The organism is Megasphaera sp. UBA4382, from assembly GCF_002391155.1.
GTDB lineage: Bacteria > Bacillota > Negativicutes > Veillonellales > Megasphaeraceae > Megasphaera > Megasphaera hexanoica.
Genome location: NZ_DGRS01000082.1, coordinates 12,548 through 37,594 on the forward strand (window position 1 = coordinate 12,548; position 25,047 = coordinate 37,594).

Consider the following 25,047-nt stretch of genomic DNA (forward strand, 5'->3'; position numbering starts at 1 on the left):
GGTATCACCTCTGATAAGTTAATATAATAGGAACATCTTAGTTGGCGGTCATTCGGCTTTCTGATGATACGCTTCTACTACCTGACCTATGTACATGCGATGCCAGCCTTCCCGCGTATAGGAGCGAAGGACACGGGAATCGGTCACTCCCTTTGGCGACAGATCCTGCACGTACAGTTTCTTGCAGACCAGGGTCCAGTCTGCACTGGCAATGAACGGGGCATCCCCCATCCCATACTGCAAAGGGAATCCACAATTTTTGATTTTATCCGTATCGCGTCCACTGTGGATACCACAGTATATGACCTTGTCATGAAGAGCCATCGGCAGCACCGATACGGTAAAATAATCAAACCGCTCCATATACTCATACGTATACCGTTCCGGCCGTACATAGACGATGCACGTAGGAATATTCCAGGTCCGCCCCGGATTGGCCCAGCCAATCGTCATGACCCGTGCATCGTTTTTGTCTCCTGCCATGAGAAGTCCGTTATTCGTACCAAAAACAGAAAAAATATCCAGCTGCAGCTTGTCAGCTGTTACGAGTTCAAGCATCTATACCGCCTCCTGTTCTATATCTCTTATTATATGGGAAAGTACAAAAAAAAAGAAGAAGAAACTGCATGGGGAGATACAGTTCCTTCTTCTACAGAAGAGGGGAATTTACGTGCCTAACGCATGTACTAAGTCATATTCGTTTTCATCAATGGTAAACTTATATTTATCTACCTCGGTATAAGGCGTTGCCACAATCTTATCGTGAATAGAGCCAATGACAGCATCTTTTCCACCGGAAAGAAGGTAATCGACGGCCTTCTGGGCAAACAGCCCCGCCATTTTGGCATCTCTTGCCGAAGGGGCACCACCGCGCTGGAGATATCCTAGTACGGTCAGACTGGGATTCATTTCCGGATGATGCTGTTTCATGTAGGTCAGCACGTCACATCCACTGACGGCACCTTCGGCAACGATGACAATACTGCTCATTTTCCACTGTTTATGGGATTCCACGAGATGGTCGGCCACTTCTTTCAGTGTGACTTTCTTTTCCGGTACCAGAACGATTTCTGCCCCGCAGGCCATGCCCGATTCGAGGGCGATGAACCCGGCGTGACGCCCCATAACTTCTACAATAGCTACCCGGTCATGGGAAGACGCCGTATCGCGGATGCGGTTCACTGCTTCCAGTACGGTATTGACAGCCGTATCATAGCCCAACGTATATTCTGTGCCAGGCATATCATTGTCAATCGTTCCGGGAATCGTTATCGTCGGTATGCCCAATGCACTCAGTTTTTCTGCCCCTTTCATAGATCCATCGCCGCCAATGACGACTAATGCGTCAATGTGGTTCTTCTGCAACCATTCATAGGCCTTTTGCCGTCCTTCTTCTGTCCGGAATTCTTCCGAACGGGCCGTCTTTAATAGTGTACCTCCGCGATGAATGATTCCGCCGACAGAACGGCGTGTCAGGGCAGTGCTGTCTCCATGGATCAATCCGTCATATCCCCGCAATATGCCTTCTACAGTCAGTCCTTTATACATAGCGTAACGGGTAACGCCGCGGATGGCAGCGTTCATCCCCGGTGCATCCCCGCCGCTGGTCAATATTCCGATTTTCTTTATCATAGGCGTCACATCCTTACGCTGTTTCACGATCTAAAATTCCAGAAGTGTCTTTACGACCGGTTCCGGCCGCTTATCCGTAAATTCCAGGGCTTCACCAAACTGGGTAATGGGGAAGCGTTTTGTAATAAACCCTGAGGGCTTCATATTACCTGCCGCAATTTCTGCCAATACAGCTTCATAGTCACTACGGACATACATATTGGACCCGTCCACATGCAGCTCTTTCACCTGGATAAGGTCAAACGAAGCCTTTATATCCTTACCCATGATGGCGATTTCCGAAATCGTGCCGCCCGGACGGGTAATTTCCGCCGCCTGACGGACGCAGGCATCATTACCGAAGGCCAGGAAGGTGATATCGACGCCCTTACCATCGGTCCGTTCCATAATTTCTTTGACGACATCATCGCGCGTGCTGTTAAACGCAGCAACAGCTCCCATGGAGCGGGCTTTTTCCAAATTAAAATCGATGACGTCGATGCCAAAAAGGGCCGCCGGATGAAAACAAGCCGCGCTGAGAACGACACCCAGTCCTATCGTACCACAGCCGATGACTGCCACCTTTGTCGTCTCCTGTATATGATGCGCCCGTACGGCATGCATGCCGACCGCCAGTGGTTCAATGAGCGCCCCTTCGGCAAAGGATACGGCGTCCGGCAACGGTACGATGCATTGCTGGGGCAGAACGACGTACTCACCAAACGATCCGCTCCATCCGGAAGCGCCGAGTATCTTCTTTTCCGGGCACAGATTATACCGCCCGCTCTGGCATAAATAACAATGGCCACAGCCATATTGTGGTTCGGCCGTCACCCTGTCACCGGGCCGGCACGTCGTTACGGCGCTGCCCGTTTCGACGACGACCCCGGAAAATTCGTGGCCTGATACGACGGGTGGCACCCGCCAGGGATGCTTCCCATGATAAGCATGTACTTCAGAACCGCAGATGCCCGTCGCCCGGACCTGGATTTTGACATCCGTATCCCGTTCCAACTGAGGCTCCGGTGCGTCATTGATAAAGTAGGCTTTCATCGGTTTTTCTATAAATCCTGCTCGCATATCCCGTCCCACCTTTCGTAGAAAAGGGCGGCAGGAAGCCTGCCTGCTTTCTGCCGCTCGTTATATCCACTTTTAGTCCATGTGCTGACCGCCGTTGATATCGATTTCTTCGCCTGTAATGTACGATGCTTCTTTAGAAGCGAGGAATACGACCGTATCAGCGACTTCCTGCGGTTCACCCGGACGGCCCATAGGAATATTGTCGATAACTTTCTGGGCTTCGTCTTTCGGCAGGGATTTCCAGATTTCTGTATTGATCAGGCCCGGCGTTACGCTATTGACGGTGACACCATAGGGAGAAATTTCACGGGCCAGGTTCTTGGAGAAGCCGAGAACTGCCGCTTTAGCTGCCGAATAATGAGCGCCGCCGAAGATGCCGCCACCGCGCTTGGCCGATACAGAGGAAAGATTGACGATACGGCCATAACCGGCTTTGACCATCGGTTTCATGCAGGCCTGGGTGCAGAGGAACAAGCCAAACATGTTGACGTTGAAAATGCGTTTCATATCATCCATCGTCATATCGGCTACGGTAACATGCTGGGAAATGCCGGCATTATTGACAAGAACATCAAGACGGCCATAGGTCTTCATGATGTGATCGACCATTGCTTCGCACGATTCCTTGCTCGTAACATCGAGTTTGATGCCTTCGGCTTTGCCGCCTTCATTTTTGATGATATCGACCGTTTCCTGTACACCGGCCATGTTGATATCTGCAATGATGAGCTGAGCGCCCTGCTTTGCAAATGTGCGGGCCATGACACGACCCATACCTTTAGGAGAACCACTACCTGTAACGATGACTACCTGATCTGTGAAATCTAACATTTGAAAAACCTCCTTGAAATAGCGCGTGTAATCTTACACGGTGTTAATAAAATGTATTGATGTAATAGATTGTGAATATTTATTTATCAGCTGAATCAGCTGCATTTAACTTACTATCGTCGATAGCTTTCCCTGTCTGTTTAACCAGGACCGTGACGACAAAGGCGCTGATGACCATGCAGATGGCCAGGAAAAGGACGCCGGCATCAAAGGAACCGGTTACGGTGCTGACGTAACCCATGACATAAGGACCAAAGAATCCGCCCAGGTTGCCGACACTGTTGATGAGGGCAATACCCGCTGCCGCAGCAGAACCGGAAAGATACGCCGGTGGAATGGCCCAGAACGGAGAATAGGCACCATAGGCGCCGCTCAGTGCGACGGCAAAGACGATGAGACTGGCTATGACGTTGGACTGGGCAATGTAGACGCTGGCGACGAGACCGACAGCAGCGACTACCAGACAGCCGGCTACATGATACCGCCGTTCATTGACTTTATCGGAATGACGGCCGACAGCATACATGACAAATGCAGCCAGGAGATACATGAGTCCGATAATCCAGCCGATGGTCGTCGTAGCAATGGTGCTGGAAAGGCCATGAACCAGTGTCGGCAGGAACATGACGATGCCGTAATACCCGCAAATCCAGGCAAAGTATCCCAGGGCGAGGATGAGGACATCCCGTTCTTTCAGAGCCGTAAGGAAGGATACTTTCTTTTTCTTGGCCTTTGCAGCCTGTTCTTCGGCCACAATATTCTTCAGCCATTCCCTTTCATCCGTTTCCAGCCAGTGGGCTTCTTCAATCGAATCGGTCAGGTAATAGAAGCAGGCGACGCCGAGGATGAGCGACGGGATAGCTTCGAGGATAAACAGTGTCTGCCAGCCTTCCAGGCCAAAGAGGTTCAGTTCCAGCAGATACGTAGAAATAGGCGAGCCGACGGCACTGGCACTGGGGATAGCGATCATAAATCCGGCGATAGCCTTGGCATGGTTCTTCGTCTGGAACCAGTTGCTCAGATACCAGGCCATGCAGGGAAAGAAGCTGGCTTCGCAGACGCCGAGAGCAAATCGTACGCAATAAAACTGGATGTCGTTCTGTACAAATGCCGTCAGACAGGATACGAGGCCCCAGGAAACCATGATACGGGAAATCCAGCGACGGGCGCCGAATTTGGTCATGAGGGCACTTCCCGGCACTTCCAGGAGGAAGTAGCCGAAGAAGAAGATGCCGGCACCAAAGCCAAAGACGGCACTGGAAAAGCCGAGATCGGCATTCATCTGGAGGGCGGCAAACCCAATATTGACGCGGTCCAGGATGGAAATGGCAAAGCAGAGGAACAAGAATGGAATCAGTCTTCGTGTTACTTTGTGTACAGTACGTTTTTCTATATCCGCAACATTAGCTGCTGCTGTTGTCATAAAACTGCACTCCCTTTCTCCCAATATATGTCCAATAACCATTCAACGTTCAATGTAGGTTGTTTATTGGCAAAAGGATTTGGCCGTTTCTACGATATGGTCGACAGAGACGCCGTTCTTTGCCAGGAGATGTTCGTATGGAGCCGATTCGCCGAAGCGGTCCTGGATACCCATGCGTTTGACCTGACCTTTGCCAAGTTCTGCTGCTACTTCACAGACAGCGCTTCCCAGGCCGTTGATGATATTGTGGTCTTCGACGGTAATAACCTTGCCGATCGTTTCCAGGCAGTCTTTGACAACTTCTGTATCAAGAGGTTTGATGGTGTGCATGTCGATGATGCGTGCGGAGATACCTTCAGCCTGCAGTTTCTTTCCCGCTTCAATAGCCAGGCGGACCGTATCGCCGTTGGCAATGATGGCAATGTCTTTGCCGTCCTGAATCTGATGAGCTTTCCCAAGCTGGAGTTCTACGTCATCATCGTAGAGGACTGCAATGGGATCGCGTGTAAAGCGCAGGTATACCGGACCATACATTTCAGCAGCAGCTTTCGTCAGTTTCTTGGCTGCTACATAGTCAGCTGGCATGCAGACCGTCATGTTAGGCAGCGTCCGGAGAACACCCATATCTTCAATAGACTGATGGCTGGCGCCATCATTAGCCGGAGTAACACCGCCATGGGAGCAGGCAATCTTGACATTCAGATTAGGATAGCAGATTTCCTGGCGGATCATTTCGCACATGCGCAGGGAACCGAATACGGCATAGGTAACGACAAACGGGATTTTACCGCATGTAGCCAGCCCTGCTGCCAGGCCGGCACCATTCTGTTCAGCAATGCCGACGTTGACGTGCTGTTGGGGCAGAGCCTTGGAAAAGGGCGTCGTCCGGCACGATTTCGCAATATCCACATCAACTACATATATATCTTTGTTATCTTTACCAAGGTTCAGTATTTCTTCACCGAAACCATCGCGGGTTGCTTTTGTCATATCTGCCATTTTATTTCAGGCCTCCTTCGAGTTCTTCCATCGCTTGTTTATATTCCGCATCGTTCGGAGCAACACCGTGCCAGCCGCACTGGTTTTCCATATACGATACGCCCTTGCCCTTTACGGTATGGGCGAAGATGCAATGGGGCTTCTTGTTTTTGCGCATGCGGATCATATCGAGTGTATGGACAATCTGGTGCATATCGTTGCCGTCGATTTCATATACGTCAAAACCAAAGGCTTCAAATTTCTTGCCCAGGTCACCGTTCGGCATAACTTCGTCCGTCGTACCATCGAGCTGCAGATTGTTGTTATCGACGAAAACAATCAGGTTATCCAGTTCGTATTTGTGCGCCGTATTGGCAGCTTCCCAGATTTCCCCTTCCTGGGCTTCGCCGTCACCGACAACTACGAATACACGATAGTCTTTATTATCCCGTTTGCCTGCCAGTGCCATGCCAACGCCACAAGCCAGGCCCTGACCGAGAGAGCCCGTCGAAATATCGATGCCCGGGCATTTCTTCATATCCGGATGGCCCTGCAGAATCGATCCTTCTTTCCGCAGTGTATGGAGTACATCAAGGGGGAAGTATCCCAGTGTTGCCAGAGCCGCGTACTGAATGGGGCATACATGGCCTTTAGACAGGATGAACCGGTCCCGGTCTTCCCATTTCGGATTCTTCGGGTCAATATTCATTTCACCAAAATAGCAGGCAGCTACAAAATCAGCGACGGAAAGTGAACCGCCGGGATGGCCGGACTGTGCTTCATAAATCATGGTTACGGCTTTTTTCCGCAGGTCTTTCGCAACCTCTTTCAATTCCTCTTCTGTTCGTTTCATGCAATGTCACCTCGTAAGATAAATAATAGATAAAATTGTATTACTCTTTTCATCCTCTGTTGAACATAGGATGTTTAACTTTTGACTGTATTATACTTCCAACGTAGGATGTTGTCAATGACTTTATACAATTACGCGTTTGCTCCTTTTGCATCGATATAACTACTCTGATGAGCCATAAACATAAAGGCGGTCCTGTCTGGGTTATGACACCCTGACAGGACCGCCCGTGCAATAAACATCTATATCGTTTTAATTTCCTTCTTCATCCAGAACGCCATATTCATAGAAATATCCCTGCCGCACGACTTCATCGACAGCCGTCTGTTTTTTATCTTTGATAAATTGGTACATGGAAAGATGAACATCGTACATTTCCTTTATTTTTCCCATCTTGCCCATATTATACACGGTCTGATAGCGGATCTTTTTTGTTAATAACCTGGTCACTTCACTAATTTTTATAAACAAAATATTATGAGTCATATCCGCCATGCACTGATGAAACTCCTCGTCGGCATCACACATGGCTTTGAAATTCTTGTTCACTGCCGCTTCCCGGATAGCATCCAATGCGCCTTTTAATTTCCGTAAGTCCTCATCATCTGCTTTCTGGGCGGCCTTATAAATAATACCGACATCGATCCATTCCCGCAACTCTTTCAATGACTCCATCGATTCCGTATCACTCAGGATGATGCCATAAAGGAGCGGATCAATCATGGATTCACTGAACCCCTGGCAGACAAAGGTCCCTTCAGGCCGGCGGATTTCCAATACGCCATAGGAAACGAGGATCTTGATGGCCTCCCGCACGGAGTTGCGTGACACGCCAAAGGATTCAGCCAATTCCTGCTCGGTCGGGATTTTATCGCCGGGATGAATGCGGTGATTTACAATCGCCTCCGTAATGCGGTCGATGACCTGTTGGACGACAGATTTGCTCTTTATAGGTTTTAAATACGTTTTTTCTGCTACCATAATGATTCACATCCTGATTCAAAGTATTATTTAAAAATCTATACCTTAGTCATTATCCTCTGACCATTATTCTCTTCTAAATCTCTTCCTTATTATAATATATCTTTATAATATATTAAATACAAAATTAGCTCATAACGCAATATACTTTGTTGAACATTTGATGTTTATTTTTCGTTTGAATCTCATGTCTTACTCCATGCTATTATGGTATAATGGGGCTGCATAGAGTGTATCATGCGAAAGGAGTGGGGGTATCATGTTTATACACAGAACGAAACGGACCTTGCTGGCTGCCGCCGCGGTCCTGGGTCTTAGTTTTTGCACCATGGCAGAAACGTCTCCCGTACAGGCTATTGATATTGGTACCATCGGTACAATTGCCCAGGCTGGCGCTTATTACGCCCAGTTAAATCAGCAGCTTAATTACCTGGATAATGAAGGCCGTGACGACTATATGAAGCAGATAAAAGCCAAGTATGGCGTCAATACTGATTATCAGGCCAATGCCATGACGGAACGGGTCATGACACGTCTTTCCAATGCCATTGCCAAAACAGATCCATCTATCCTGAAAAAGCCCTATAATTACTTTGTAAATAACGACACGAGTTTCAATGCGTTCTGCACTATCGGACATAATATGAGTGTCAATATCGGTCTCTTCGAACCGCTGAATTACAATGAAAATGAAGTTGCCTTCGTTCTGGCCCATGAAATGGGACATGGACAAAAAAATCATGCCATCAGCGGCGTAAAAAAACGCATGCCCCTCGACCTTCTGGCAGCGATTTATGGTTCCGGCGGAGGAGCCGCCCAGCTGGGTGCGGCTATTCTGGACCAGATAGGCTCTGCCAAACTGGTAACCAAACCGATGGAAAAGGAAGCCGATGCCCTCGGGTTCCAGTATGCCGTAGCGGCCGGGTATAACGTCGGTGGCGGCGCCGCCTTATGGCAGCGGTTCCTCGATAAAGAAAAAGACGTGCAGACCAGCGGCATTATGGAACTGTTCAACGATCATCCTACGACGGTAAGCCGCCGCGACACGTATAGCGCCGATATTACAAAATGGAGCAATAATGTCGTCGCTGTCAATAAGGACACAGGCATGATCACCATCCGCAAAAAGGACTTCTATCAGCCTCAGGATATCCCCAACATGAGTGGAAAAGAACGGGCATATCTGATTGCCGGCAATCTTTCAGCGGTCTACCACAATAACGGCAAACCATCCGTCAGCGATGTCCATGTAGACGGCAATAATATCTTATGCGTCGGCCAGCAGCAGATTATGGATTTATCCCCTGTCAGAAATCCGGAAGAAGTAACCAGTACACTGAAAAAATTATTATAATCCCTGTAACACGGCAACAGGGGCATCCGGTAAGTCGAGTTTTACTTTACCCGGATGCCCCTGTTATTTTTTCCATTTCCTATAATCCTCTGCTTTATCTTTATTACGCTACATGATAAAATAATTCTATACAGGAGGAGCATACAGTTATGAACCAGGAAATGAAACTTGCGGTGTTGATTGATGCCGAAAATATTTCGACAAAGTACATTGATGTTATTTTATCTGAAGCCAATAATCTTGGCGATGTCATTTATAAACGGATTTACGGCAACTGGACTACACCACAGATGGCGTCGTGGCGGACGACGATTCTCAACAATGCCATACAGCCCATTCAGCAATACAGTAATACGACGGGAAAAAATTCGACTGACTCAGCATTAATCATCGACACGATGGACCTGTTATACCAAAGCAATCTCGACGGTTTCTGCATCGTTTCTTCAGACAGCGATTTCACCCGTCTGGCATCCCGGCTCCGGGAATCACAGAAATACGTCCTCGGCATGGGAGAGAGTAAGACGCCCCGGTCTTTTATCTCGGCATGCAATAAGTTCCTCTATCTCGATGTCCTGCTGGAAGAAGCAGAAAATGAAGCCGATACAGAAACAACGGATGCGGCCAAACCGGCAATCATCGATGATACACCGCCTGTCATCTCTCCCGCCACAGAAGAACCAGTCAAATCAGAAAAAACTTCGGGCAAAAATTTCCGCACAATCCGGCAGGCGCTGGTAAAAATCACGGAAGAAAATTCCGACGATAACGGCTGGATTTTCTCCGGTACGCTGGGCAATCTGCTCAACAAACAATTTTCCGACTTCGATGTCCGCAATTTCGGATTCAAGAAATTTGTCCCCTTCATCGAATCTCTGGATATGTTCGAAGTCAATACGATTACCGATGATAAAAATAAAACGGTCAAGCACAATTATTTCAAATTAAAACCGGTTCACCGTCATCATTACACCCATTCATCCCGGTCCAGAAAGCGGCAGAGTAAAGTCTGATAGCCGCATACCAGATGCTCTTATAGAAAGGATGGTATTATGGAGGAGGACATCAAGACACAACAAATTTTACAATCCATCATGCGCCGTAAAAATAACTCGGCCATTGCCATCGCTTTCGACAAAGCCAGCAGCGACGATACCAGCATTTGCCGTATCGCTATCGCCTGGATCAGTGAATCCAAAGCTCACAGCATGACCTATCTGGTAAAGCCACCGGTAGATGACTTTTCATGTTCGCGCAAAGTGACGGCTTCTATGGTAGCACATAGTGCAGATTTTGCCACCGTATGGGACCGGCAAATCCTGCCCCTCCTGAAAGGAGATGTCCTGGCCTTGTATGATGCTTCACGCACTCTGCGTACACTGAAAGCCAGTTATGAAACATCGGGCCGGACATTTATGCTGCCTGAATTATACATCCGCGATCTCCGTTTCCTCGCCATTACCTATATGCCCAATCTGGGAAACGATTCATTTATTTCTATTATCCACCGCCTGCGTCTCAGTGCCGATCTGGATGATGCTGCCAGCCGGGCCCGGGCTTGTACGAGCGCCCTCGACCGGTTGCAGATGATTTATCCGGCCAGTGGATACGGTGTCCCTCTTTCTATGGTACTGGCCGGGGCCCTGAATCTCCCTGCCGATACACTGCAGGAAGAAGAAAGTATGGAAGATGAGGAAGAAGAAGAACCACAGCCCCTTTCAGAGCGGCTGACACACGCTACCCGTTTCAGTCTCATTCCTCTTCTGATTATCTGTCTCTGCCTGTTTGGGTACTACATGTACCGCCAGCGCCAGAATGCACCGGCTCACGTCGATTTCTCATCGTATTCATCGACGGAAGTTCCTAAATCACAAAAAAAGGATTTTCCCAATTTTGAATCCGGAAAAACGTACATGATGACACGCGGCACTTATGTCGTCATAAACGAAAAGGACATTGATCTGTTTATTACAGCTGCTAAAAACCACGATACGGATAAAATCCGCACGATGCTGCGGAACAATCAGGTACTGGTTTTCCAATCGGCCGTTCCCATCGAAGTGACAGGCAATCCCCATGGAAACGGATTCGTTCCCATCACGATTAAAGAAGGAGATCATGCCGGGCAGAGCGGATATGCCGCTTACAGTATGATTACAAAAGCTAAATAATGTACGGAAAAATCAAGAGGCAGCAGCAAAATGACTTCCCACAGTTCATTTTGCTGCTGCCTCTGTCTTGTATTCGGAATAAATGTTACTGCCCTTTTAATTCTGTCTGAAAAATTTCGCGCCCTATCGTCCGTATCCAGAATCCGACGAGCTGACTGTACGTCTCCATCCCGGGCTTTTTGGCTGCTTCTATGATATATTTCATAAAATGTTCAGCCCAAGAATATCCATACCGTTCAAATACCCCCTTCCCGGCTTGCGGTGAAAGTTTCTGCAGAACCGGCAGGAATACATCGTGAGTCACTTCCAGCATCTTCGTATTCACGGGATATACATAGCCGTTTCCCTTCTGGTCTGCTTCCATGAATACAAGGGCCAGCTGATCTGGCTGATACGAATCGTCAGCGTAATCGAAGTGGTACATTTCCAGAGGCAGTTTTTCTTTCTGCTCCGGTTTCAGCAACTGATATGCCCCATATTTAATCAGCTCGTACAGCCGGTCGTCAAAGGAACTTTCCATTTCTATAATCTTTTCCCGCCATTCTCCCCAGGTAAGAGCTACCCGGCAGTCATATCCGGAAAAATCATTCTGTCCCAGGAAATCTTCAACTTCTCCACTGGTAACGGTCATTTTTAAATCGGGAATATGCCATACCATGAAATGCTTCTTTTTATCAAAGTACAGACATTTTTCTTCTACATGGACTGCACTCTGGCAGTGTGGACAGGTGTAGAAGAAGAGTGACTGGTCATGCAGTACGCGCTGGCGCATTGCCAGGTCATCGGTGCCATTGATACAGTCCCACGTATGAAATACGCCCTTTCCGTGACATGCCGGACAGGTCAGGGACAAATCGATTTCATGACTGCCACCGCTGCCAATAATAATAGTATCCATCTTTCATATCTCCTTTTAGTTGGCCTGTGCCTTCGTCCCGGCCAGATGATAAATGTCCATCACCTGCCGCGCCGTACTTTCCAGATTCATAATGCTCCGCGGTACCGGCAGGGCTGCAAACGGATGCAGAGAATGCCGCAGGGACAGAAGCATATCAGCCTGGGCCATCGGTTCCTGGCCATCACTCGTCTGGCGAAGCACGGTCAATGCCGTCAACGCCTTTTCTAATACGGTGTGTATATCCTCTTTTGCCGCATCATTGATCTGCTGCAGCCAGTAAAAAATGACCGCCTTAGTATAGGCGTCCTGTTCTTCTTGTGTTTCACAGACGAAGTCAATACGCGAAAACCCAAATCCTTCTTCCAGAAGTACAGGGATGGCAACGTCCGCAGCCCGGTTCAGAGGAATCCGTTTATCTCCCGTTCCCAGAGACGAAAATGCCAGATGATGCACTTCCTTTTCTCTCGCCAGAGACAGACTGGCCCGGTAACAAGACAGCAGCTGCGACTCTTCGTGATGGCTTCCTCCGCGCCAGAACGGAGCCACCGTATGAATCACATAGCGGGCCGGCAATTTATACCCAAAGGTAAGTACCGCTTTCCCTTCCGGGCAGCCGCCGAGACTGCTGCAGGCAGCACGCAAGGAAATGCCTCCTGCCTGATAAATGCGGTTATCCAGGCCACCAGTACTCATCAGGCTTTCACTGGCTGAATTGACAATCGCCTCTGCCGGCCAGGTCGTTATATCTCCACAGATAATGCGCAATTGCATGGTATCACATCCTTTAGTAAGAGGAATCTCTTTACCGTATTATAACATATAATCCCCCTTTCTGTATCCCGTACGGCTGAAGGAAAAAGAAAACGGGCTGTCCTAAAAACAGTCCCGTTTCGTGTATAAAATCATCCTTATTGCCGGTCCGCCAGCACCTATCCGCCACAGACAAGATTTTATCCGTATCCTATTATTTTTTATCTGCCGTCACCATAAAAAGCGGAATAGAATGGAATAACAGCCGGTACTTTTCATCATAGACCTGCTCGTTCAGCCGTGGCGTAATCTGCACGTTGGTAAATCCAAACCGGGACAGATGGTCCCGGTCCCAACGCGGCCGGTCAACGTGATTAAAAAACAGTGTCTGTTGAAACGTCTGATCGGTAAGATCATCACCACAATACGTATCGACAGGCACGCCATGTAACCGGCGGTATTCTTTCTCATCGCGTTCCCTTGCCGCCCGTTCCGCTTCGTCTTTTACATAATACCAGTTGGCATCCAGATACAAGAGACGACCCCCTGGCTTTAACAGCCGGAACCACTCGCAAAAGGCTTTTTCCGGGTCATACAGAATCCAGGTGACATTCCGGCAGACTATGTAATCGAAGGACTGGCCGGGAAAAGATGTGGCATGAATATCTTCCTGCCGGAATGTGGCATCTATTCCCGCTTTCCGGGCATTACGCGATGCCGTTTCTATCATGGCGGCCGAACAATCTATGCCTGTGACCTTCCAGCCGGTTTTTGCCATGAGGATGGCAAAAAATCCCGGTCCTGTACCTATATCGAGTAATTCGCCCGATTGGGCAGGCCGATGTGCCATAAGCAGCTGACGCCAGTATTCTTCCTGTGTCTGCCGTTCTTCTTCTATTATCTTGTCGTACCCGGCGGCACAATAATCCCAGCGCTGGCCCACAGCCCTGGCCTTGTCCTGCATCTCCATGCTATCTCCTATTTAATGAATGTCGTAATGGCTTTTTTCAAATTGTCTACAGCTTCCATATCATTATCTTTTACCGCATCGACAATGCAATGGTCAATATGATCGCGGAGAATCACTTTTCCCACACTTACCAGGGCAGAATCGACCGCAGAAATCTGAATTAGAATATCACTGCAATCCCGTCCTTCTTCTACCATGCGCTTAATCGCTTCCAGATGGCCGCTGATCCGGGCCAGCCGATTCATGACAGCCTTTGTCTGCGTATGACTGTGTACGTGACTGTGCCCGGAAGTATCCGTTTCCTGACGGGAAGTTTCTTCCTGAAAATGCGGTTCCGGATACTGTTCATAGGGGATATACTGCTTCTTTTCCGCCTTGATGAAATAGTATGAATCCGTATCCATGGCTATTGATACAGAAAGTCCCGCCGTAATCAGCATCGTTGCCATGATATCTACGGGAGGAAGGACGCAGGACAGCGTTTTTTCCCCCTGATCATGCATCGCATTGACCCGGTTCCGGGACATGTCGTGCATGATGATAAGTGCCCCGTCCTGTTTAAGCGCATTGGTCATCTTCTTAATAAAGACTTCTTTATACTGTGCAATGTGTGGATAAAAGTTCAGGCAAACTATCGCATCATATGCATTCTGTGGAAGTTTGTATTTTAAAATATCCTTTTCTGTATATGTAATGCCCGGAACGGATGCAAACTTCTGTCTGGCCTGTTCCAGCATACGATGGGAATAATCCAGTTCTTCCACCCGTCCGGTGTCCGTTACCGCCTGATGCAGATAGGGAAGCAGAATGCCCGTCCCGCTGCCGGCGTCGAGTACCGTATCACCGGCCGAAAGCCCTATGAGTTTTACCAGGAATGACAGGATTTCCGGATTTTCCTTGCGGTCCCGGTCCCAGGTCCCGGCATAATTTTCAAAAAAAACATGTTCTTTATCCATTGCTTTCACCACTATTTGAAAGAATTGTCACACGTTGTCATGTCTTATGATACGTTCACCGTCGCCGTGTGTCAATGGAAACAGACCATGTCAATGGGCACAGCGGGCCAATCCTTTTTTGTGTGCTGAAAGGCAGAATAAGGGAGCCGAATCATATTGCATACACGATGAAATATGAACAACCGGACGGATATCTTTTACGCACTGACAATCGGTAAATCCGATATCCTGCAGCCGGTACATATCCCATGCCGGACGACATTCCCTGCTGATAGATAAGGCATCTTTCAGGGATTCGCACTCCCGGATAAGGTCCGAATCGACAGTATGATGAATATTCTTTTCTTCTGATGCAGCCGAGGTAAACTGAACAGGACCATAATCGGAATCAAAATTCAAAAGCAATCCTCCATCGCGCAGTACGCGGTGCCAGTCCTGGTACGCCTTCACTGCATTTGGCAGGTTCCACGTCAGATTACGAGACAATACTACGTCAAACGAAGCCGATGCAAACGGCAGTGCCTGAGCGTCACCTGCCTGAAAATCAACAGATACGTGATGTTCCGCCGCATTCCGCCGGGCCTCTTGTATCATGCCTGTCGAAGAATCAATAGCTGTGACATCATGTCCCAGGCGCGCCATGAGAATAGCCAGGAACCCCGGGCCGGTACCGATATCCAATATCTTCAATCGGCGGCCACGTGGTAAATATTTCATAATATAGGACTGCCAGGCCAGTGCATCCGGGCTGGCCAGTTCTCTGCGTCGCACTATACTAAAATCCTGACTGCGCTTATTCCAATATTCCTGAATTTGTTTGCTAAGTTCCTCCATCTGTATTTCCCCCTGATGATTTATAGCATACCCGTATATTTACTTAAAAGTATATAAGCAAAACTCTTTTTTGACTATCCCCTCAGGGGGCATATAGAAACACAGAATTCCTGCATGCAGTATAAGAGACTTTTATTGACTGCATCCCCCTACCCGGCTTACCATTTTTCATAAAAATATATTATAATTAATAGCGTTGATTACCGATAGATTCTCCCAGGAAAGAGGTCTCTTTATGAAACGGTATATATGGAAACGGCTGCTGCACCTTATTCTCATACTGATAGGCATTACGTTCATGTCATTCGCCCTGATGCACACCGTTTCGACCGATACAGTCGATATCCTGTATGACCAGAACGGGGGCGCCAACGAAGCTGCAGCGGCTGCCCGCCGTGCCAGTCTGGGCCTGGATCAGGATTTTTTTACCCAGTATGCATCCTGGGTCGTTAACATACTCCATGGCGATATGGGAAATTCCTTCGTTTCCGGCATGCCCGTCTTTACGATGATTATGGACAAGCTGCCTGCTACGATTGAATTGATGGCCATGGCATTGGGGCTGACATTGCTCATATCCCTGCCGCTGGGCATTCTTGCGGCAATCCGCAAAGGCAGTATCTGGGACCAGCTGGTCCGCCTGCTGTCGTTTACCGGAAATTCTCTGCCAGATTTTTTTATCGCTATTATTTTGTTATATATATTCGCCGTAAAGTGGCATGTTTTTTCTTTTCTGGGTACCAGCTCATCCATGCTGCCCATTCTGCCCGCCCTTACCCTTGCTATCGCTATGACGGCCAAATACACGCGCCAGATACGGGCTGTATTCCTCGATGAACTGAGCAAGGAATATGTACAGGCCGCCCTGTCCCGGGGACTATCTTACCAGTTCGTCATCACCCGCTATGTACTGCGTTCCGTACTGGCACCCCTTCTGGCATTGCTCGCCGTATCGGCCGGATCCCTGCTGGGCGGTGCCGCCATCATCGAATCTATCTTCCTTTGGGACGGCATCGGAAAATTGGCTGTAGATGCGATTATGATGCGCGATTATCCCATCATTCAGGCATACGTCATATGGATGTCCCTTATATACGTCGGAGTCAATCTTCTTTCTGATATAGTCTGCCGTTTTCTCGACCCGCGCATTGCTGCCCGGGAAAAGGAGGACTGACTCATGTACCTTACGAAACAACGCCGCTTTTACTTCTTTTTATCCCTGATTCTGGTAATCCTTGCAACCTCTCTTCTGGCAGACTATATGATGCCCTTTGGCCCGTACGACCAGAATCTGACTATGGCACTCAGACCACCCGATGCCATCCATTGGCTCGGGACAGACCGCTATGGTCGGGATATGTTGTCCCGCACCTTAGCGGGAGCCAGGACAACCGTATGTACTGCCCTGGCAGTAGCCCTGACAACATCTTCTTTTGGCGCCTTTATCGGACTGATCTGCGGTTATCATAAAGGAAAGGCAACGACCATACTGCTCCGCCTGACCGACGTATTCCTCGCCTTTCCATCTATGGTCTTTGCCATTGCCGTAGCGGGAATCCTGGGCGGCGGTACGTTCAATGCCGCCGCGGCCATCGCCGCCGTTGCCTGGCCTAAATATACACGTCTCGTACGCAATCAGGTACTGCCGCTACGCCATGAATATTACATCGAAGCGGCCCTCATGAGCGGTTTTTCTCCTTTAAAAATCTTGCTCGTACAGATTCTGCCTGAAATCATAGGTCCCGTATTGATCACCGCCGCTCTTGACATCGGTACGATTATCACGGAAATTGCCGGTCTTTCCTTTCTCGGACTCGGTGCTGCCCCTCCGGCTGCTGAATGGGGATCGATGATGAGCGGTGCGCGTAACCTGCTGCAGACTGCCCCATGGACAATTTTTGTTCCAGGTGCTGCTATATTCATTACCGTGGCCATATTCCAGCTTTTTGCCGATAGTCTGCGCGATCTGGCCGATTCCAAAACGACGAGGTGACATGTATGAACAACAAATTCAAATATCTGATTACGGCCCTTCTGGGAGCAGCCCTGCTCGTATCGGGCTGCGGATCCGATGCAGGCAAAACAGCGAAAGAAGAAGGGAAGGTATTTCATTATGGGACCATGGCCTACGGCCCGGCTATGCAGAACGCCAGCACAGATCCTCATGATACCTACTGTGGCTGGAGTACAATCCGCTATGGTGTAGGGGAAACACTGTTTAAATTCGACAATGAAATGAATGTCCAGCCCTGGCTTGCCGAATCATATGAACAAATGGATGATTATACGCTAAAAATCCACTTGCGCGATGATATTACCTTTTCCAACGGAAAAAAAGTAACGGGCGAAGCCGTTAAGGCCTGTCTGGAAGACCTCATCAAACGGAATGACCGGGCTCCCCATGACCTGAAAATCGACCAGATCACCGCTGACGGTCAGACTGTCACCATCCATTCGTCAGAAAAGGTACCTGCCATGATTCATTACCTGGCAGATCCTTATGGTGCTATTATCGATATGGAAGCTGGCATCAAAGATAAAATCGCTGTCGGTACCGGCCCCTATGTGGCGGTCAAAGTGACCGACCAGGGCATAGAACTCAAAAAGAACGAACAATACTGGGGCCAGACAAAGCCAAAATTGGATAAAATCGTCGTCCGCAGCATTACTGATGGCGACTCCTTGTCCATGGCCATGCAAAGCGGAGAACTCGATGCCGTTCAGGGGCTGCCCTATGCCAGCCTGCCTAATTTCCAGGATACAGACAAATATAACATCAGTTCGGCTGCCACGTCCCGTGTATATCAGGCAGCTATGAATTTTAAAACACCGGCACTCCAGGATAACCGCATACGCAAAGCCATCGCCATGGCTCTGGATAAAAAGACCTTTGTAAATGTACTGCTGAATGGCAACGGAGTTATGGCAACAGGCGCTTTTCCTGATACGACACCTTATGGCAAGGGACTGGATGGTCCTGAATATAATCCGGAACAAGCCCGGGCGCTTTTACAGGAGGCGGGATATACAGAAACAGACAGCGATGGTTACGTCACAAAGGATGGCCGGCCTCTGACACTGCGCTGGCTGACTTACACGTCACGCCAGGAACTTCCTCTTCTCGCCGAATACGCCCAGTCAGCCCTGAAAGATATCGGCATCAAACTCGATGTCAATGCCACGGATAATTACAAGGACTTCCTGAAACGCGGAGAATACGATATATACGCCCAGGCAATCGTAACGGCACCCACCGGTGATCCGGAATACTATCTCATGAGTAAAATCTATTCGGGCCAGCCTTATAACAACGGCAACTACAGTAATCCCCGGACCGATGCGATGATCAATGAACTTCACAATACCTTTGATGCCGGACAGCGCATAGAACTGGCACGCCGGATCCAGCAGCAGGTACTCGATGACAACGCCGTATGGTACGCCTCATTCCTGAAGATGAATATGGTCATGAAAAAGAACGTTACCGGCTTTTCTGCCCATCCCTGCGATTACTATGAAATCACACCGGAATTAGATATCCAGTAGAACCAGGAGCCTCTCATTATGTCAGAACCTCTCCTTGCGTTTCAGCACATTACCATTTGTGCCGAAAACCAGCTGTTAGCAAACGATATCTCCTTTACTCTGCAGGAAGGAGAAATACTGGTCATTGCCGGTGAAAGCGGCAGTGGCAAATCGACACTACTGCGCACCGCTGCCGGCCTGCCGGCACCCGATACCACGATCACCCGGGGAATCATTACCTGGGACGGCCACCGGCTCCATCACCGGGCATCCTGGAAAGCGCTCTATCCTACAGGAATGAGCGTCGTATTCCAGGATGCCCTGACATCCTTCTGCCCGGTCTGTACGGTGTACCAGCAGCTTTGGGATGCCGCCCGCGCTGCCGGACTCTGTCATCAGGAATTTGACCGCATCCTCGCCGACCGGGCTTCTGTTCTGTCCCTGCCGCCAGATAGTCTTTCTTCTTATCCGCAGGAACTGTCCGGCGGTATGATTCAGCGGGCCGAACTCTTATTTCCCCTTATCATCCCGCCACGGCTGGTCCTGGCTGATGAACCGACATCGGCTGTAGACAGCATCACCCAGAAAAAAATGGCTGATGCACTGCTCCGGCTGCGCCGTCATCATCGTACAGCCATCATCCTCGTCACCCATGACCTGCGGCTGGCCTCCTATCTGGCAGACACACTACTCGTTTTAAAATCGGGCCGGATCCAGGAATACGGGCCGGCGCCTGCCGTGTTGAAACATCCCAGATCTGCATATACCCGGGAACTGTTGTACCATTCCGGACTATGAAAGGATTAACCTATGTTTTTTGAAGTACAGGATCTGACAAAAACCTATACTCATAACGGTCATCATTTTGCTGCCGTAGATCATCTGTCTTTTTCTCTGGCCCCCGGTGAAATTCTCGCTGTGGCCGGTGAAAGCGGCAGCGGAAAAAGTACGCTCTGCCGCATCATCTGTCAGTTTTCCCGGGCCGACAGCGGCCATATTCTCTTTCATGATCAGGACATTACTAATGTGCCAGAAAAAGAAAGGAAACAACTATACCGGCACATACAGATGGTCTTTCAGCATCCGTACCGGTCTTTCCATCCCCGGTTTACACTGGAAAAAAGCATTCTGGCCGGAATTCGCAATTATCACCTTCCGGTTACACCAGAAATGTTCCAGCAATATATGGAAGAAGTACATTTGACGAGAGATATTATCCGGCGCTATCCCCATGAAGTCAGCGGTGGCGAATGTCAGAGAGCAGCCCTGCTCCGCAGCCTTGTCATAGGCCCGGAACTGCTCATCTGTGATGAAGTGACCAGTGCTCTCGATGCCACCATCCGCAATGAAATCGCAGGCCTGATACGCCGCATATGCCAACATCACCGCATAGCCTGCCTGTTCATCACTCATGACCTCTATCTGGCCCGGACCATGGCAGACCGGATTCTCATCATGCATCACGGACGAGCTGTAGAGGAGGGGCCGGCAGAACAACTATTTCATCATCCACAGCAGACCTATACGCAAGAATTACTGTCATCCCTGTTATAAAGACAAAAAAACTATCACCGATATTCCCGGATTCGTCCGGTCTATCGATGATAGTTTTTTTGTTGGCATCACCGGCCGGTAAAGGACCGGTCCGGTTCTGTTTCCTTTGAATCACTGGCCAGCCAATACAATGGCCGCTGTTTCGTTTCTTCAAAAATACGGCCGATGTATTCGCCTAATATGCCCAGAGCCATGAGGTTGACACTGCCGAAGATTGCCAGGAGAATCACTGTCGTGGACCAGCCCGGCACGGTAATGCCCGCAATGTGACAATAACAAACATATATAATCATCAGCAGCCCGGCAAAGGCTCCCAGGAATCCGATATAAAAGGTCAGACGAAGCGGTACCGTCGAGTTGGTAATGATGCCGTCCATAGCCAGATGAAGCATTTTCCGCAGGGAAAATTTCGACGTGCCCGCATGTCTGGCCGGTGCTTTGAATGACAGCGTCGTCTGCCGGAATCCCAGTCCTCCTACAATACCACGGATAAAACGGCTGTGTTCGCGGAAGCGCCGGAAGACGGAAAGGGCTTTCCGGTCCATGAGCCGGAAATCAGATCCTCCGGGAACGACGGGCGTCGCAGATATAGCATTCATGAGCTTATAATAGGCAGCGGACGTAACCCGTTTGAAAAGGCTGGCATTTTCCGTCGTTTCCCGTACGGTCTGGACGATATCATATCCTTCCTGCCACCGGGCTATCAGCGCAGGAATCAGGGCCGGTGGATGCTGCATGTCTCCATCCAGCGTGATGATGGCATCTCCGCTGGAAAGATCCATTCCACAGGTAAGTGCAATCTGATGACCGAAATTTCGTGCCAGCGAAACAGCCCGGACGTGAGGATCGGCAGCTGCCAGCCGGCTGATTTCCTTTTCGGTCCCATCGCGGGATCCATCGTTGACATATATCAGTTCATAATCCATTCCCACTTGTTTCATAACGGCCGTGACGGCATCATAAAAGCAGTTTATATTTTCTTCTTCATTGTACACAGGGGTAATGATCGATATCATAGAATCACCTTTCATCATTTCAGGGAATGAAGCTATCTGAAATCAGAGAATTCTTTTTCCTGTGCCCATAGTATAAGAATATTTCTTTAAGAAAATATAAACTGCGTTGTAAAAAAAGTTATATTGTTGCTGATTCTGCCCCTCGTTGCGTACCCGTTATCCGGTAACGCGCCGTTTCTCTGAATCAGCCCCTTTCCTGCCCGGTCTGTGGTTTTCAATAAAAAGGAACAGGATAGGAATAATCACAAGGGTAAATACGGTCGATGTAATCAGGCCGCCAATAACGACAACGGCCATGCTGGACCGTGTCTCTGAGCCGGCTGACATAGATAATGCCGTCGGCAGCATCCCCACAATCATCGTAAGAGTCGTCATGAAAATAGGACGAAGCCGGACCCGTCCGGCTTCGATGACGGCGCTGCGTACATCCATATGCTGCTCATGAATCAGCGTCAGTGTGTAATCCAGGAGCAGAGTCCCGTTTTTCGCCACCATGCCGTCCATGACCAGAATGCCAATCAATGAATAAAGATTGAGCGTATTATTCGTGAGGAACAGAAGGAACACAGAACCAATCAGGCCCAGAGGGAGAGAAAACATGCGGATAAACGGTGTTTTGATGGATTCATAGAGAATCGCCAGAATCATGAATATCAGGATGAGCGATAATCCCAGGGCTTCGCCCAGACTCCTGAATGCCGTCGTCATCTGATCTGCCTGTCCGGTAAACCGGTAGGTGATGCCCTGCAAGTCCATCGTCTGCAAATGGGCCGTTATGTCCTGAATGATATCGCTGAGCGGTCTGCCCTGCGGCACGGCTCCCAGGGTAATACTCCGCTCTTTGTCCGTACGGCGGATCGTGACCGGCCCTGTAGCCGATACAATCTGCGCCACGTCACTAACAAAGATGATATGACCATTGGCATTGAGCGGGATTCGTCTGAGATCGGATACGCCGAAAGAATCGGCGCCTTTCAGCCGCACGTAAATATCTGTATCGTTATTATCGTTTTTAGCATCGTTTGGCAATACTCCCGCTTTCTGCCCACTGATAGCATTGGAGAAATTTTTATTGAGATCATCCAGTGATGCTCCGTACTGTTTTAATTTCACCCGGTCCACCACAAGCCGGTATTCAGGCATACCATCTTCATACGAACTGCTGACCCCGTTGAGGCCGGCAATATCCGTCTGCATCCATGTTTCGATTTCTTTCGATTTCTGGAGCAGCCGTTCATTATCCTTGCCACGGAGTTCCAGCCGGAGATTCCCGGATCCGCCGCCATAGCCGCCGGATGTACCGGCTACGGAAGCCTGGTCTTCCCGGACCCGTACCGTACCATCCCACACATGGGCTGCGGCGAATTTACGTACCTCATTGGTCACATCCCAGATAGACCGGGAACGGTTGCGTCGGTCGTCCAGCGTCACTTTGATAGTCGCTTCATTCTGCCGCTTTCCTCCTACCATAGCCGTGTAATAAGTGACTTCCGGTACAGTCTTCAGATAATCTTCTATCTGCCGGGCGACGCCATTTGTTCTATCCAGGCTGGCATTTGCCGGCAGCTGGATGGATACGCGGAACCCGCTTTCATCCGTCTGCGGCATAAATTCCGACCCCACGGTACCGCTGACCAGGAGTCCCAGTGCCACTGCAAACAAAAACAGGATGGGCAGGACCAGTTTCCGCGGATGATCAATACTCCATGTAAGTATCTTCGTATATTCCTGGCGGGCCCGTTCCTCCATGCGGTCCATAAATTGCCACAAAGGCCGCTTCTTTACTTCTGCCCCTTTTTTAAACAGCCGGGATGCCAGCATAGGAGTCAGGGTGAAGGAAACAAAGAGGGAAAACAAGGTAGCAAATACGATAGTCAGGCCGAATTGTTTGAAGTACTGTCCTACCATATCCGTCATAAAAGCGATAGGCAGAAAAACGACTACGTCGCACAGCGTAATGGCAATGGCGGCCATGCCGATTTCCATACGGCCGTTGAGGGCTGCCGTCTCCGGCGGCTCTCCGTTTCTGATATGGCGGTGTATATTTTCCAGAATAACGATGGAGTCATCTACGAGGATGCCAATGCAAAGGGTCATCCCCATGAGAGACATCATATTAAAGGTAAAACCGGCCATATACATGGCAAAGAACGTAGAAATAAGAGACGTCGGTATGGCTACCATAACGGCCAGGGAAGACCGCCAGCCCCGCAGGAAAAAGAACAGGACCAGGCCGGTCGTACAGAGTCCTTCAATGAGTGTCTGCAATGTGTTATTCAGGGAATTGCGGATATAAGACGCTGATTCACTGGTTACAGTAAAGGTATATTCCGGATTGTCCTGCCTCAGCGTTTCCAATTTTTTATTGACATTATCTACTGTCGATACGACGTTGGCATCACTGTTTTTATATACTTCCATGACAATGGCGTCTTCACCATTTACACGGGCATAGCGGCTGACCCGCTGATCCTGCCGCTTAATGGAAGCGACGGCTGTCAGTGGGATCCGGGCGCCTTTGGCATTGGTGATTTCAATCTGCGATAATTCAGCCTCATTGGCATACTGCGCCTTCACCCGGACGTCCGTCGCTGTGCCGGATGAATAGACCGTCCCGGACGGCATGAGTAGATTTTCTGACTTTAACGCAGAAATCACTTCTGCCAGGGTCATGTCAAAATGAACCAGCTTGTTTTTGTCGATTTCAACGGCGATTTCTTTATCCCGTCCGCCATTGAGATTGATTTCCGATACACCGTCCGCCTGCTGGAGTACATCCTGAAAATCATTATATGCCTTGGTATATATGTCATCCAGTGGCCGGGACGACTGCACGGCAATATACATGACAGGAGTGGCATTGATATCCCGCTTAATGACGACCGGCTCTTCAATTCCTGTCGGGAAACTACCCCGTATGGCATTGATTTTCTTCGTCGCATCAATGGCCGCCGCATCAGCATTGGCAGAAAAATCCAGTTCCAGTGTAATCCGCGCCTGCCCGTATGAAGCCTGGGAAGTCATGTGTTTGAGATTGGCAACGGAAGACAGGGCATTTTCCGCCGGCTTGACAACCTGCTGTTCCACCGAGTCCGCATTGGCCCCCGGATAGGCGATGGAAACGGTTACATAGGGCGTATTCAGCGCCGGCAGTAATTCTACGCCGATTTTATAAAAACTGAACAGGCCGAGAACGACAAAAAATGCTACAATCATGGCAATACCGATGGGCCGCTGTATAGAAAATTTAGTCAGATTCATG

General features: G+C 49.2%; 23 protein-coding genes. 8 read left to right on the plus strand and 15 right to left on the minus strand.

Annotation, left to right across the window (positions count from 1 at the left end):
- Nucleotides 1–48: 48 nt before the first annotated feature.
- The 8 genes from B4H10_RS09980 to B4H10_RS10015 form a co-directional block, all read right to left on the minus strand.
- Nucleotides 49–558: a flavin reductase family protein gene (locus B4H10_RS09980; protein WP_075581847.1), complete on the minus strand. Its 510-nt coding sequence runs from the start codon at nucleotides 556–558 to the stop codon at nucleotides 49–51.
- A 108-nt stretch (nucleotides 559–666) separates the two neighbouring features.
- A complete protein-coding gene (locus tag B4H10_RS09985) occupies nucleotides 667–1,632 on the minus strand; it encodes an ATP-dependent 6-phosphofructokinase (protein WP_059077069.1) in 966 nt (321 codons plus the stop codon).
- Nucleotides 1,633–1,662: 30 nt separating this feature from the next.
- Nucleotides 1,663–2,691, minus strand: a complete 1,029-nt coding sequence (locus B4H10_RS09990; RefSeq protein WP_170087003.1) for a zinc-dependent alcohol dehydrogenase — start codon at nucleotides 2,689–2,691, stop codon at nucleotides 1,663–1,665.
- Between the two features lie 72 nt (nucleotides 2,692–2,763).
- A complete protein-coding gene (locus B4H10_RS09995; protein WP_170087004.1) occupies nucleotides 2,764–3,522 on the minus strand; it encodes an SDR family NAD(P)-dependent oxidoreductase in 759 nt (252 codons plus the stop codon).
- 79 nt (nucleotides 3,523–3,601) lie between these two features.
- The gene (locus tag B4H10_RS10000; RefSeq protein WP_059077072.1) at nucleotides 3,602–4,945 is read right to left on the minus strand and encodes an MFS transporter; all 1,344 of its coding nucleotides are present in this window, start codon (nucleotides 4,943–4,945) and stop codon (nucleotides 3,602–3,604) included.
- Nucleotides 4,946–5,008: 63 nt separating this feature from the next.
- Complete coding sequence (locus B4H10_RS10005) at nucleotides 5,009–5,944, minus strand: transketolase family protein (protein ID WP_059077073.1); 936 nt, start codon at nucleotides 5,942–5,944, stop codon at nucleotides 5,009–5,011.
- 1 nt (nucleotide 5,945) lies between these two features.
- Nucleotides 5,946–6,776, minus strand: a complete 831-nt coding sequence (locus B4H10_RS10010) for a transketolase (RefSeq protein WP_113855323.1) — start codon at nucleotides 6,774–6,776, stop codon at nucleotides 5,946–5,948.
- Between the two features lie 252 nt (nucleotides 6,777–7,028).
- Nucleotides 7,029–7,757, minus strand: a complete 729-nt coding sequence (locus B4H10_RS10015) for a FadR/GntR family transcriptional regulator (protein ID WP_292018762.1) — start codon at nucleotides 7,755–7,757, stop codon at nucleotides 7,029–7,031.
- 259 nt (nucleotides 7,758–8,016) lie between these two features.
- Here B4H10_RS10015 and B4H10_RS10020 point away from each other — a divergent pair, with 259 nt between their 5' ends.
- The 3 genes from B4H10_RS10020 to B4H10_RS10030 all read left to right on the plus strand — a co-directional run bounded on the left by B4H10_RS10020 (nucleotide 8,017) and on the right by B4H10_RS10030 (nucleotide 11,282).
- Entirely contained in the window at nucleotides 8,017–9,111 is a 1,095-nt protein-coding gene (locus B4H10_RS10020) for a M48 family metallopeptidase (protein WP_150824224.1), read from the plus strand.
- A gap of 149 nt (nucleotides 9,112–9,260) precedes the next feature.
- A complete protein-coding gene (locus B4H10_RS10025; protein ID WP_059077077.1) occupies nucleotides 9,261–10,124 on the plus strand; it encodes an NYN domain-containing protein in 864 nt (287 codons plus the stop codon).
- A gap of 39 nt (nucleotides 10,125–10,163) precedes the next feature.
- A complete protein-coding gene (locus B4H10_RS10030; RefSeq protein ID WP_292018763.1) occupies nucleotides 10,164–11,282 on the plus strand; it encodes a hypothetical protein in 1,119 nt (372 codons plus the stop codon).
- 85 nt (nucleotides 11,283–11,367) lie between these two features.
- On the opposite strand, the gene B4H10_RS10035 is transcribed toward B4H10_RS10030, so the two are convergent.
- The 5 genes from B4H10_RS10035 to B4H10_RS10055 all read right to left on the minus strand — a co-directional run bounded on the left by B4H10_RS10035 (nucleotide 11,368) and on the right by B4H10_RS10055 (nucleotide 15,690).
- Nucleotides 11,368–12,180 carry a CpXC domain-containing protein gene (locus tag B4H10_RS10035; protein WP_059077079.1) on the minus strand — a complete coding sequence of 271 codons (813 nt, stop codon included), beginning with the start codon at nucleotides 12,178–12,180 and terminating at the stop codon, nucleotides 11,368–11,370.
- Between the two features lie 15 nt (nucleotides 12,181–12,195).
- On the minus strand, nucleotides 12,196–12,951 hold the full coding sequence (locus B4H10_RS10040; RefSeq protein ID WP_292018764.1) for a macro domain-containing protein: 756 nt from the start codon (nucleotides 12,949–12,951) through the stop codon (nucleotides 12,196–12,198).
- A gap of 193 nt (nucleotides 12,952–13,144) precedes the next feature.
- Entirely contained in the window at nucleotides 13,145–13,900 is a 756-nt protein-coding gene (locus tag B4H10_RS10045; RefSeq protein WP_292018765.1) for a class I SAM-dependent methyltransferase, read from the minus strand.
- A gap of 8 nt (nucleotides 13,901–13,908) precedes the next feature.
- Nucleotides 13,909–14,856, minus strand: coding sequence for a metal-sensing transcriptional repressor (locus tag B4H10_RS10050; protein ID WP_075581837.1), 948 nt, complete (start codon nucleotides 14,854–14,856; stop codon nucleotides 13,909–13,911).
- A 90-nt stretch (nucleotides 14,857–14,946) separates the two neighbouring features.
- Nucleotides 14,947–15,690, minus strand: coding sequence for a class I SAM-dependent methyltransferase (locus B4H10_RS10055; RefSeq protein ID WP_292018766.1), 744 nt, complete (start codon nucleotides 15,688–15,690; stop codon nucleotides 14,947–14,949).
- A gap of 235 nt (nucleotides 15,691–15,925) precedes the next feature.
- Between B4H10_RS10055 and B4H10_RS10060 the strand changes: the two genes are divergently transcribed.
- Genes B4H10_RS10060 through B4H10_RS10080 form a run of 5 tightly spaced genes read left to right on the plus strand, consistent with a single transcriptional unit; the run spans nucleotide 15,926 to nucleotide 20,769 of the window.
- Complete coding sequence (locus tag B4H10_RS10060; RefSeq protein WP_059077084.1) at nucleotides 15,926–16,864, plus strand: ABC transporter permease; 939 nt, start codon at nucleotides 15,926–15,928, stop codon at nucleotides 16,862–16,864.
- A gap of 3 nt (nucleotides 16,865–16,867) precedes the next feature.
- Nucleotides 16,868–17,683 carry an ABC transporter permease gene (locus B4H10_RS10065; RefSeq protein WP_059077085.1) on the plus strand — a complete coding sequence of 272 codons (816 nt, stop codon included), beginning with the start codon at nucleotides 16,868–16,870 and terminating at the stop codon, nucleotides 17,681–17,683.
- 5 nt (nucleotides 17,684–17,688) lie between these two features.
- Nucleotides 17,689–19,236: an ABC transporter substrate-binding protein gene (locus B4H10_RS10070; RefSeq protein ID WP_292018767.1), complete on the plus strand. Its 1,548-nt coding sequence runs from the start codon at nucleotides 17,689–17,691 to the stop codon at nucleotides 19,234–19,236.
- A gap of 18 nt (nucleotides 19,237–19,254) precedes the next feature.
- On the plus strand, nucleotides 19,255–20,013 hold the full coding sequence (locus tag B4H10_RS10075) for an ABC transporter ATP-binding protein (protein WP_292018768.1): 759 nt from the start codon (nucleotides 19,255–19,257) through the stop codon (nucleotides 20,011–20,013).
- Between the two features lie 12 nt (nucleotides 20,014–20,025).
- Nucleotides 20,026–20,769, plus strand: coding sequence for an ABC transporter ATP-binding protein (locus B4H10_RS10080; RefSeq protein ID WP_059077088.1), 744 nt, complete (start codon nucleotides 20,026–20,028; stop codon nucleotides 20,767–20,769).
- Nucleotides 20,770–20,837: 68 nt separating this feature from the next.
- Here the strand turns inward: B4H10_RS10080 and B4H10_RS10085 are convergent, their stop codons facing one another.
- On the minus strand, nucleotides 20,838–21,785 hold the full coding sequence (locus B4H10_RS10085) for a glycosyltransferase family 2 protein (RefSeq protein WP_292018769.1): 948 nt from the start codon (nucleotides 21,783–21,785) through the stop codon (nucleotides 20,838–20,840).
- A gap of 156 nt (nucleotides 21,786–21,941) precedes the next feature.
- A complete protein-coding gene (locus tag B4H10_RS10090; protein ID WP_292018770.1) occupies nucleotides 21,942–25,046 on the minus strand; it encodes an efflux RND transporter permease subunit in 3,105 nt (1,034 codons plus the stop codon).
- Nucleotide 25,047: the final 1 nt, after the last annotated feature.